This window comes from Helicobacter cetorum MIT 00-7128, assembly GCF_000259255.1.
In the GTDB taxonomy this organism is placed as follows: Bacteria; Campylobacterota; Campylobacteria; order Campylobacterales; family Helicobacteraceae; genus Helicobacter; species Helicobacter cetorum_B.
Window position 1 is genome coordinate 342,844 of the sequence record NC_017737.1, and the last position, 11,321, is coordinate 354,164.

At 36.3% G+C, this 11,321-nt stretch carries 6 protein-coding genes, 1 rRNA gene and 1 pseudogene; 6 read left to right on the top strand and 2 right to left on the bottom strand.

Going from position 1 to position 11,321, the window contains the following annotated elements; all coding sequences use genetic code 11:
* Positions 1-4 precede the first annotated feature (4 nt).
* The gene (locus HCW_RS01710) at positions 5-493 is read right to left on the bottom strand and encodes a peptidylprolyl isomerase (RefSeq protein WP_014660503.1); all 489 of its coding nucleotides are present in this window, start codon (positions 491-493) and stop codon (positions 5-7) included.
* A gap of 193 nt (positions 494-686) precedes the next feature.
* Here HCW_RS01710 and HCW_RS01715 point away from each other — a divergent pair, with 193 nt between their 5' ends.
* The 6 genes from HCW_RS01715 to HCW_RS09670 all read left to right on the top strand — a co-directional run bounded on the left by HCW_RS01715 (position 687) and on the right by HCW_RS09670 (position 10,838).
* On the top strand, positions 687-1,544 hold the full coding sequence (locus tag HCW_RS01715; protein WP_014660504.1) for a hypothetical protein: 858 nt from the start codon (positions 687-689) through the stop codon (positions 1,542-1,544).
* A 91-nt stretch (positions 1,545-1,635) separates the two neighbouring features.
* Positions 1,636-2,808, top strand: coding sequence for an MFS transporter (locus HCW_RS01720; protein ID WP_014660505.1), 1,173 nt, complete (start codon positions 1,636-1,638; stop codon positions 2,806-2,808).
* Positions 2,809-3,210: 402 nt separating this feature from the next.
* Positions 3,211-4,713, top strand: a 16S ribosomal RNA gene (locus HCW_RS01725).
* Between the two features lie 2,666 nt (positions 4,714-7,379).
* Entirely contained in the window at positions 7,380-7,634 is a 255-nt protein-coding gene (locus tag HCW_RS09665; RefSeq protein ID WP_014660782.1) for a hypothetical protein, read from the top strand.
* Between the two features lie 43 nt (positions 7,635-7,677).
* Positions 7,678-8,193: a hypothetical protein gene (locus tag HCW_RS01740; RefSeq protein ID WP_014660508.1), complete on the top strand. Its 516-nt coding sequence runs from the start codon at positions 7,678-7,680 to the stop codon at positions 8,191-8,193.
* Between the two features lie 5 nt (positions 8,194-8,198).
* A complete protein-coding gene (locus tag HCW_RS09670) occupies positions 8,199-10,838 on the top strand; it encodes an outer membrane protein (protein ID WP_014660509.1) in 2,640 nt (879 codons plus the stop codon).
* A 107-nt stretch (positions 10,839-10,945) separates the two neighbouring features.
* On the opposite strand, the pseudogene HCW_RS01750 reads toward HCW_RS09670, so the two are convergent.
* A pseudogene (locus HCW_RS01750) lies at positions 10,946-11,266 on the bottom strand (Fic family protein); the annotation flags it as partial.
* Positions 11,267-11,321 lie beyond the last annotated feature (55 nt).

Here is an 11,321-nt window from a genome sequence, read left to right on the forward strand (position 1 = left end):
TGTATTATAGAGAAGAGCGAATTTCAACACTCTCTATAATATCTCCTTGCTTAATGGTATCTAAGATACTAAGGCTTTCTTTGTTAGTTAATTTGCCAAACACGGTATGCTCGCCATCTAAATGGGGCAAGTCTACAAAACACAAGAAAAACTGACTTCCCCCCGTGTCTCTTCCAGCATGCGCCATAGAGAGTGAGCCTCGCTTATGCTTATGAGGGTTATTAGCTACTTCACATTTAATGCGATGTTCTGGGCCTCCTGTGCCTGTGCCATAGGGGCAACCCCCTTGAGCCACAAAGCCTGCAATCACACGATGAAACTTCAAGCCATTATAAAAGCCCTCTTTAGCTAGGGTAATGAAATTGCTTACAGCTTGAGGCGCATCTTTATAAAAAAGTTCCAAAGTCAAATCACCTTTGCTAGTTTTCATAATCGCATACGCTGATTGCGCTAATTCTGTTTCATTAATATCATAGATTTTAAGAGGTTTCATCATTTTAAGTCCTTTTTACATAACATGTAATAATAATTAAAACCCCTTATTATAGCAATAAATTAAAATAAGTGATGTTTTTAGCCGATAATATTTTGAGTTGTATTGCAGAACTTTAGGGTCAAGCTACTTGATACTAAGAACTATATTTTTGTTTAATAAGAGCGTTAGAGTAATGGTAGGAACTTATTTGATGTGGGGTTTTTGGCAAAGTAAAACAAAGTGGCTTTTAAAAAAAAGATTAGTTTTATTATGGATTATAGTTGGGATATTTAGCACACTTAATGCTAAAACATTGCTTTCAGAAAATGACACTAATAGTTCCAACCAAAACTCTAGCGCAGAGATTTTTTATCCTATCAAAATTATACGAGATGATTTGCCTATAGATTTATCACTCCCTAAGTGGTTGTATGCGATTGCATTATTAGAAGTGCATTTTAGCGATGGGACTTATAAACAAGGCTATGCAACCTTACTAGATAGCGGGCATTATATTGCCTCTTCTGAGACATTATACGCAAATGGCGCTTACCCTAAGAGCATTCTAGCTAAAATGCAAGATGATAGTGCCAAAGAATTAGTTTGCATTGCCAATTTGCGCCTAAGGGCTATTGATAGGAGTAAGGGACTTTCACTCTTGCAAACTTCAAGCTTTAATAATAATTATTGTCAAGTGCGCCAAGAGAGTTATTATCACGCTAGAATCTACACACTTTATGCGCAAACCTTTTATTTAAACCCTCCTTTAATCAAAAAGCGCCCTCCCTCTAAACTCTACTATCCTACGATTGATGAGGAAAATGCCTTTGCTATCCATGCTACAGATGGTTTGATTTTAGATTTTTTACATCCTAAAAATACCTTATTGTCTAAAAGTGCCTTTAAGCAAGCGAGTCATTTATGGGGGGGAAGACCTTATTTTAATGGGTTAGGAGAGCTTGTAGGGATTGCTAGCACAACTTTAAAACACCCTCAAACTTTAGTGATTATCCCTAGAGAAAATATTAGAAAATTTTTAAGCGATTTAAAAAAGGAGCATATTTTTTAAGTTATCTTATTTTAGATAGTTTCAAAATGGGCTTAATCTTTAATATTTAAGGTTTATTTTTTGAATTAAGTAGGTTTTAGAGAGTAGTTTTATGCGCTTTAACAAAAACATCTTTCTACTTTTTCTGTCTCAGGGGTTTAATGGGGCAGTGATTAGTTTATTAACCTTTTCTAGCCCTTTAGCAGGGAAGTGGTTTGTAGAACAGCTCAATAAACATGTAGGTGCTTTTGTGCTAAATCTCAGCACTCTAGCTGTCTCTCTAACGCTTTGTGGAGCTTTTATAGCGGTATTTTTTTCTTCTAATATCATCTATAAGTTGGGCAGAAAAAAGGCTTTTTTGTGGAGCACTTTTGTAGGGGTTTGTGGGGCGTTGTTAGCCATTCTTGCTTTATCTCAAGGCTCTTTTTGGCTCTTTTGTTTAGCCACCTTTTTGCTTGGGTTTTTCACAGCCTTAAATGGCTTTTACCGCTTTTTAGTTAATGAAGCTTTAAAAAATGCTAATCAAAATCATGCTTACAAAGCGAGCGCTTTAATTGTAGGGGGTGGCATACTAGGGGGCGTTTTAGGTCCTAATTTAGCTCATTTTGGACTCCATCTTATGCATACCCCTTTTGTGGGTTCATTCATTTTTGTTTTAATCTTGTGTGCTTTGAATTTCTTATGCACCATGTTTTTAGACTTAACACCCTTACCCCCTAAGCCAAAGATAAAAGCGACATTGCTAGAATGCTTGAAAGAACCCCATTTTTTAAGGGCTACATTATCATGTGCTGTGGGCTTTTCTTTAATGACTTTAATGATGAACGCTCTGCCTTTAAGCATGGCACATTATGAACCACAAGAAATCAAAAATGTTTTGATGTGGCATTTTATAGCCATGTATGCTCCAAGCTTATTGCTTGCATTTTTAGTTAAAAAACTCAATCCTTTTGGGCTTATTGTGATAGGCATGATTTTTTATGGTATCGCTGGCATTGTAGCTCTAATGAGCCAAGATTTTTGGGGCTTTTTAGTATCGCTCATTTTTGTAGGCATTGCATGGTCGTTGAGTTTTAATGGGGGAACTTTCTTGTTTAACAGCATTCAGTCCAAAAACCAAGTCAAATTACAAGAGTTAAATGCTATAGCAATTTTTGGAGCGAACTTAATGGCTAGTTTGAGTGTGGGAATCATCCTTGAAAATGGGGGTGAACTAGTGCTTAATGGGATATTATTAGGGAGTGTGTGCGTGTTTTTGGTGGGTTTTAAATTTCTCAAAACCTAATCGCTCCAAAATTTTAACTTACTTAACCAGAAAATCTTTAATCTTTAAGCAAACCTTAAGCTTTGTATAGCTATACTTTCACTTCCTTGTTTCAGCAAGAGCTTTTAAAAAAGTCTTTTAACACAAGGATAGCTTATTAAAGCAAACGATCTTTGAAAACTAAGCAAAGTTATAGGAAGTTCTTTTTAAAAAGGAATATTCTAAATTACTAAGAGAGATTTAATTCTTTCTTTTTGTTTTTTATGATATTTATTTGGGTTAGCATTTTGTTAAACCTTTAATTTTAAAAAGTTTCTTTCTTTTTTGTATTGTTGTAATACTTAAGAACACAACCCGTTTTATTATTAAAACGAGTTCTTGTGATACGCATTTAAAATAGAAAGAGCTTTAGGACAAACACTTTTTATGGAGAGTTTGATCCTGGCTCAGAGTGAACGCTGGCGGCGTGCCTAATACATGCAAGTCGAACGATGAAGCTTCTAGCTTGCTAGAAGTGGATTAGTGGCGCACGGGTGAGTAACGCATAGGTTATGTGCCTCTTAGTTTGGGATAGCCATTGGAAACGATGATTAATACCAGATACTCCCTACGGGGGAAAGATTTATCGCTAAGAGATCAGCCTATGTCCTATCAGCTTGTTGGTAAGGTAATGGCTTACCAAGGCTATGACGGGTATCCGGCCTGAGAGGGTGAACGGACACACTGGAACTGAGACACGGTCCAGACTCCTACGGGAGGCAGCAGTAGGGAATATTGCTCAATGGGCGCAAGCCTGAAGCAGCAACGCCGCGTGGAGGATGAAGGTTTTAGGATTGTAAACTCCTTTTGTTAGAGAAGATAATGACGGTATCTAACGAATAAGCACCGGCTAACTCCGTGCCAGCAGCCGCGGTAATACGGAGGGTGCAAGCGTTACTCGGAATCACTGGGCGTAAAGAGCGCGTAGGCGGGATAGTAAGTCAGATGTGAAATCCTATGGCTTAACCATAGAACTGCATTTGAAACTGCTATCCTAGAGTGTGGGAGAGGTAGGTGGAATTCTTGGTGTAGGGGTAAAATCCGTAGAGATCAAGAGGAATACTCATTGCGAAGGCGACCTGCTGGAACATAACTGACGCTGATTGCGCGAAAGCGTGGGGAGCAAACAGGATTAGATACCCTGGTAGTCCACGCCCTAAACGATGGATGCTAGTTGTTGGGGAGCTTAGTCTCTCCAGTAATGCAGCTAACGCATTAAGCATCCCGCCTGGGGAGTACGGTCGCAAGATTAAAACTCAAAGGAATAGACGGGGACCCGCACAAGCGGTGGAGCATGTGGTTTAATTCGAAGATACACGAAGAACCTTACCTAGGCTTGACATTGAGAGAATCCGCTAGAAATAGTGGAGTGTCTAGCTTGCTAGACCCTGAAAACAGGTGCTGCACGGCTGTCGTCAGCTCGTGTCGTGAGATGTTGGGTTAAGTCCCGCAACGAGCGCAACCCCCTTTCTTAGTTGCTAACAGGTTATGCTGAGAACTCTAAGGATACTGCCTCCGTAAGGAGGAGGAAGGTGGGGACGACGTCAAGTCATCATGGCCCTTACGCCTAGGGCTACACACGTGCTACAATGGGGTGTACAAAGAGAAGCAATACTGCGAAGTGGAGCAAATCTCAAAAACATCTCTCAGTTCGGATTGCAGGCTGCAACTCGCCTGCATGAAGCTGGAATCGCTAGTAATCGTGAATCAGCCATGTCACGGTGAATACGTTCCCGGGTCTTGTACTCACCGCCCGTCACACCATGGGAGTTGTGTTTGCCTTAAGTCAGGATGCTAAACTAGCTACTGCCCACGGCACACACAGCGACTGGGGTGAAGTCGTAACAAGGTAACCGTAGGTGAACCTGCGGTTGGATCACCTCCTTTCTAGAGAAGAGCTTTTAATATTCGCTTATTAAAAGCCATAACCTTTAAGAGTATTACTTCATTTTAAAGAACTTCTTTTTGCTTAGTTTTGAAAGATTGAATCTCATTCATTTCCCCTTTAAATTTATTTTTAACTCTGTTAAAACATTGTATTGATAGATTATTGTTTCTTTTATTTAGTGATTAAACTTTTTAAAAAAGTTCTTTTGAATAAAATAAAAAAAGGGGGGTGTAGTTTTCCTCCTAATAACTATTTTTAGACTTAAGGCCTATTTTGTAATTTTAAAAATTAAATGATTTTAGGTAGCAATACTTTGTTTAAATAGAGCCTTATTTTTTGTATTCTCAATCTCTTATCTTTAGTTTTCTTATATCTCTTATATCTCTTATATCTCTTATATCTCTTATATCGCTTATATCTCTTATATCTCTTATATCTCTTATATCTCTTATATCTCTTATATCTCTTATATCTCTTAGATCTCTTATATCTCTTATATCTCTTATATCTCTTATATCTCTTATATCTCTTATATCTCTTATATCTCTTATATCTCTTATATCTCTTATATCTCTTATATCTCTTATATCTCTTATATCTCTAGTTTTTCTTGCATTTTACACTTAACTTCTATGTCTCTATCTTTAGCGAGTAGCTTTATGAAGTGTTGAATTTTTATCAATTTTGTTTTAATGGCTTAGGATTTTAGTTTAATAGGATTTTAGTTTAATAGGGGAGGTTTTGTTTGATTTTTTATGAGGTAAAATGATTTGATTTTACCATTGTTTATAGTAGGAGGGGTTAAGTAATTATGGTTTTCTATTTTTAAAGAAAGGTTTTTATATACCAAAGGTTGCCACCACATAATAGGATAATTAGTAGCTCTCTATTTAAAACTACAAAAATAGAATAAGAATTTTAGGAAAGATAAGATAACCTTGTAGATTTAAAAGAAATGGTTAAATAGAACATTAACAATAAACATTGACAATAAACTAGATAAATTAATTAAAATTTCTTAGTGCAACCAAGAATAAATTATGCAATAATGAAAAATTAACCTCAAAGAATGAAAGTCTCTTTTTTATTCCTATTAAAACAACCCAATCTTTTATTAAGTAGAAACATCTTGCTTGCTAACATCATTTGGTGGGTTTCATTGTATTGTATTTTGATAATAACAATTAATTGGATAGTAGTATAGTGTTTAATGGTTTAAAATTTAATATTGAGTTTTCTAGCTTACAAAAAAGCGCTTAATCATAACTCCTAAAGACATCTTAGATAAGATTAAAGAATGCATGATTTTTTAAAGAAAGTTTGCATTTTTAAAAACAGCTCTACTATACATTATTTATGCAAAGTTTTAAGGGGATTAAAGTTTTTATTAAAGACTTATGATTCCCTTTTAATACGAATTGGATAATCTTTTTATAGAAGTAAAACTCTTAATGGGGGGTTTAGGCGTGATTAGGTTAATAGGCTTTAGATTTGCTTTATGTGGTTCTAGGTTGCTATAGGTCTTTAGTTTGTCTTTAGATAGAATGGGTGTAATATTGCTCTAAGCTTGCTATCAATCTAAGTCTGTTAGTATTTTTAGGGTTAAGACAAAAGTAAGATTAAGGCTTAAAAAATAGGGTTAAATCTGTATGGATATAGGGTTAAGGGCGCAAGAATTATGGGCGCTAGAGATAATATGAATGCTTGTCTTATGGTTGGATATGCAGTAAATTTATTTTCTTAAGAAACAATGCCATAAAATACAAAGGCAATAAAAGCTTTCTTAAAGAAAATGCTTTGAGTTCGCTTTTTTGGATTAAGGTTATTGCAACATATACAATACATTTTAGCCAATGTCAAGCTGTTTGTATGCTTGCGTTATTTTTAGGGATTATATTAAATAAGGGCATTAAAAATTTTATTAAGGCTCTTAAAGCAATCTTTTCTATAGAAAGGTAATTAGTCAAAGCTCCTCTATAAGCTTAGGGTGGGGGTTTTCCTTTAAGAAATGCTAGATTTACTCTTAACTTTTGGGGTGTTTGATTTTTTGATTAAAGAGGAGGCTATTTTACTAAATGCTATATAAGTTTTCAAGCCTTTATATAACATGTTAAACCATTAAACCATCTCTTTTAAGTTACTAGCGGTTCAAATCTTACTGCAAATGCCAAGAGATTTAAGCATAATCCAATAAATAAGGCAAATAATTATTGCAAAATGAAATCTATCAGTAATCAAATAATGTCTATCAGTTATTAAACACATTCGCATCTTCTAAAGCAATCAAATCGTATCAATATCAAATTTCTTTGATTAGAAATATTAAAAATGTAAAAAATGTATTATAGATTTTAAGCATTACTTTTATACTCATATTTTAAAATAGCTACTATTAGTTGTAAAATTATTAAGGTATATACCAACGATTTTATAGCTTTGAATAATAATAAAAACAATACTATTTGTTATCTAAAATCTCATAAATTAGCTAAAATTGATACTAAAATACTCATTTTTATATAAACAATGATAAATAAAGATAGATTTAAGATAGTCTTTGATAGCATAGTAGAAGTTTATCAAGTATTAAATATTTGGTAAATTATTGGCAAATAGTATGATTAAACTATTTTTAAAATTATTTTTTTTAAAAAAAGGAGATTTTATGAAAAAATTGGCAGTTATTAGTTTATTGAGTTTAACAAGTCTTATCGCAGAAAATAGCGGAGGCTTTTTAGGAGGAGGGTTTCAATACTCTAATTTAGATAATCAGCAAACCACTCGCTCACCCGGGTTTAACAATGATACACAAGTGAATTTGGAGGCGTTGCAATCACCCATAGCACCACAACCACAAGGGCAAGCTCAGCAAGGTGGAGCAGAAGCTAATGGTGGCAGTGTTGGTGGTGCTAAGAAGTAGTGTAACAACAAATAAGCATAAGAATATTAAAAAGGATTAAAGAATGAATATGAAGAAAATTATTTCAGCAAGCTTAGTTTCTATGGTTGGTAGCTCTATTCTTTTAGGTGTAGAATCTAGCGAGACTCAAGCACAACAACCTAGCTCCTCAGTAAGCAGTAGTTCAGTCTCTTCAGTTCCAAGTTCTCAGCAAGAAACAAGTGAAAGTAGCTCCAAAGCAGAGCAAGAATCTAGCGCTGAGGGACACCAAGCACAAAATGAATCCCCCACAAGCTCGCCAACTCAAGGACAAGAGAGTTCAAGTAGTGGAGGTGGTGTGAGCGGTAAAGACAGCGCTCAAAGCGAGACAAGTCCTACAGCAAAAGCTCCAGAGCAAAGTTCTTCAAGCAAAAATGAGAGCGAACCTCAGGCTCAAGCCTCTCCAAGCCCAAGTTCTCCGGGTTCAATCAGTAATGACAATCATCAAGCAAGTAGTGCGCCTACTCCTCAAGCTTCAGCACCTCAAGTTTCTACCCCCCCCCCACAAGTGGCACACCTACAGCTCCTAGTAGTTCTATAGGTAGTTTGCAAACGCAATTAACTGACGCAACCAATAAGCTTTTTTCACAAATGAGTGGTGATAGTGTAGCCACAAATGGAGGCTATACTACTAGTGCTAATGGAAGTATTATCCCTAATGCTAATAGTTTAGATGCTAAATATGATAACGCCATGAATGCTCTTTATGGCACAAGCGGTATGACTTATGAAGATGCTCAAAGTGCGACTAGTGGAACTATTGCAGTAAGTGGTGGCACAAATGGCATGAAAGCAGCTAGTGGTTCAGTTTATGGTAATTATCAAGATGCACAAAATGCTATTAATGAAACAGCCAAAGCCCTATTTGGTGCAGTAACTACAACAAGTGGCACAACTTCTATTGCTGCAGCAGAGGGTAGTGCTACAGAGGGCTTTAGTGTAGGAAGTGGGAGTCTTGCTAGTAAGTTTGATAGCGCTATGAATGATTTGTATTCTAAGATGACAAGCGCAGAGGGTGGCAGTAGCACTGTAACAACAGCATACACAACAAGCGATGGTCAAATTCAAGCGGCTGAGGGGTCGGTAGCACAGCTATATAACACTGCAAAAACCAATCTTGAGGGCGCACAAACACTAAGCAACCAAACACTAACCTTGCTTTATGGTGATAGTAACAATACTCCTATTACAAGCTCTACTAGTGCCTCTGCTACAAGCCTTTATACTCTTATGAAAGATGTAAACAAAACTTCAAGTTCAACCAATATTACAAGTGGCTTACTCACTGCTGTGTTAGATGATGCGCAAACTTTGCAAACAACCTTAAATAAAGCTACAAGCGGTGGTTCAGATACTAATTCAGCAACCGAAGTTCAAGCTGTGAGTTCTGGTTCAAGTGGTGCAAGCTCTAGCTCACAATCTGTTATAACCACTCTTAAAACAACAGTAGGTAATGTTGTAACTACCTTACAAAACGCATTAAGTCAGTTAGCTAAACCTAGTGGGCAAGACCTAGCGCAAGCAACACTAAAGGGGCTTTCAGCGGATTTAAAAACACTTGAGCAACAAACTGCTAGTGTAGCACAAGCAAAGCAGAATAATACTGAGACTATCAATACTTTGCTTGACCAAGCCCAACAAGCTCTTTATGGAACTACTGGAAACCCCGGAACAGCCCAAAGCCCTCAAACAGGTAGTGTGTATGAGAACTATCAAAAAGCTTATGATGCTCTTTATGGCACATCTACAAGCAGTGAGGGTGGACAATCTACAACTACAAAAGGCACAGAGCAAAATCCGGCTAGTGGTAGTCTAGCTGACCAATTTGATAAAGCATGGACAAAATATGAAGACGCTGTAGATAAGATGTATCAAACTACAAGCACAACAGATGGTCAATCTACTATTAAGCAACCAACAGTTACCTTTACCCCTAATCCTAGTGGTAATAATAAACAAGGTAAGGTAACTCCCGTTACTGATGATAGTAATAGTTTAAATCATCAGTATTCTTCTTTAAATAACGCTATTTATGGTGCTAGTAGTGAAACAAGTGGGACAGGAACTCTTGAAAGTCCAGCTGAAAACAGCTTACAAAAACAATATAGTAGTGCTGTAGAGCAAGTGCAAACAGCGGGAAAAAACCTTGTTGATGCCATAGACGCACAAGCTAAGGGATTAAACACTACTCAAGCAGGCATGACAGCCTCTAATATGTCTTCAATGTCAGCTCAAACCAACGCTCTAAGCAATGCGATTATTACACTAAGCAGTATTGGGACTTTTTCTAATTTGGATAATTTGAGTAATACACTTAAAAACCTTGAGGATAGCCAAAAGAATTTGAGCAATCATTTAAATTCCTCTAGTGCGAGCGTGGGAGCTTTGACTCAAGGCACTAACTCTACTTTAGCTACTATCAATAAAGCTATTGGCGAAGTGGACGCACAATTATTGGCTTTAAGCGGTTCTAGTGAGTCTTCAAATCCTAATGCAACTACAGAAAAAACCCTTTTAAGCTCCCTAAAAACCACTTTAACCAACCAAAAGAATGCGTTGCTGAGTGTGCAAAAGAATGTTAATATGGCTATAGCTAGTGCGAAGAAAACTACCGTTGCTACTGTTACCAACACCAACAACCATGGTCAAATGTATGGGGTGAATGTTATGGCAGGTTATAAACACTTCTTTGGTAAGAAAAAGCGCTGGGGCTTTAGAACTTATGCTTACTATAGCTTTAATCATGCTAACTTAAGCTTTGTAGGCACTCAAGCAGGTTATATGAATGGAGCAAGCCAGGTGAATAACCACACTTATGGTGTAGGCTTTGATGCACTCTATAACTTCTATGAGAGCAAAGAGGGCTATAACACTGCAGGAATCTTTTTTGGCTTTGGTTTAGGAGGTGAAACATGGCTTGTGCAAGGAGAGAGCCATTTTAAAAACATGATGAATGCTTGTAATGCTATGACAGGTTGTAGTGCAAGCATGAATACAAGCTATTTCCAAATGCCTGTTCAAGTGGGCTTTAGAACTAACTTTGCTAAGCATAGTGGTATTGAACTAGGCTTTAAAGTGCCTTTATTTGTCAATCAATTCTACAAAGAGCGTGGGGAATATGGTGATGTAGATGTATTCTATAAGCGCAACTTCTCTATGTATCTTAACTATATGATTAATTTTTAATCTTAGTTTTTATAATTAGAAATTATTAAAACTTCATATAGACTTTAATCATACCAACTTCATACCAAAGGCTTTTAAAAAGCCTTTGGGTTTATTAATAAGATAAACTATTTAGAAAAGAAATAGCTAACCATTTCATTGAAATTATCTTGACTTTGTAAAATAGTGTCTTTCAAATAACCTTTTGTGTTGTCATATTCTCTAATGCCCCTATAGTAAAAGGCTTTGTGTTCGTTCTCTATGATAAAGGGCATGATATTGTTTTTCAAACACTCTTTAAACATAACTAATCGCCCTACTCTACCATTGCCATCGCTAAAGGGGTGTATCTTTTCAAAATCTACATGAAAATCTATGATGTTTTCCAAACTCACTTCAATGTTGCTATGGTAACTTTTTAAAAGTTTTGTTAACTCGCTTTCAACCAAACACTAAGATTAGGGATTTTAGATGTGATTAAAAACAATAGGATTTTAAAATAAT